This is a genomic window from Massilia sp. TWP1-3-3 (assembly GCF_049897805.1).
Lineage (GTDB): Bacteria > Pseudomonadota > Gammaproteobacteria > Burkholderiales > Burkholderiaceae_D > Telluria_A.
The window spans coordinates 1-893 of record NZ_JAFCWX010000122.1; the positions used below are offsets into that span (position 1 = coordinate 1).

Annotated in this window: 1 protein-coding gene; it reads left to right on the top strand. The window is 65.3% G+C overall.

Annotated elements, in window-relative coordinates:
* The coding region (locus tag ACP7D4_RS28120) for a hypothetical protein (RefSeq protein WP_426212730.1) at window positions 1–893 on the top strand (893 nt) is incomplete at both ends.

Sequence of the window (893 nt, forward strand, 5' to 3'; positions counted from 1 at the left end):
TACAACACCATCGGCCAGGTGGTCAAGGTCAGCCGTACCGGCGCCGAACTGCGCCGCGTCGACCTGGGCAGCCAGGGCATGGACGTCAACGACATCAGCGGCCTGGCCTTTGATGCCGATGGCGCGCTGTGGTTGTCGAGCACCTATGGCTTGCTGCACAAGGTCGCGCTCAATGACGACTTCTCGGTCAAGGCGCCAACCTTGAGCGCACTTAATGGCGCCGCCCTGCTGGGCACCGCCGCCAACGGGGCGCAAGCGAACGCCAACGTCGGCCAGGTGATCGAACTGACCGGCACCAACTTCGGCGCCGGCACCCAAGTGCTGTTCAACGTGCGCAACAACGCCGGCGTCACCTCGGTGGTCGCAGTGCGTCCGCAACTGGTCAACAGCACCGGCACGCGCTTGCAAGTGATCGTGCCCGACCTGGCCACCACGGGTGACGTACGCGTGTCCAACACCGGCACGCGCGACATCGGCTTTGCCGGCTACGCCGACGGCGTGCACCGCGGCCAGAGCATGACCTTTGTCGCCAGTGGCGCAACGGCGGCCATCCGCTTTGCCGACGGCGGCCTGGAAGGGCTGGACGACGAAAGCTGGGGCCTGGACAATGTGCTCGTCAAGCAAGGCGCGAGCGTGGTCTTCGCCGACAACTTCGAGGGCGCCGCCAAGGCCAACTGGAGTAATCCAGCGGTCAACCGCAGCAGCGCGCAGGCGCTGTCGGCCTTCTCGGGGCGCTTCAACAATACCAGCCAGACGCTGAACCTGAGCGGCTTGACCGCCGGCCAGACTTACACCATGAGTTTTGACCTGTATGCGCTCGATTCATGGGACGGCAGCCTGGGCAATCCCGACCAGCTGAGCGTGTCCGTGGACGGCGTCACTGTGCTGAGCAA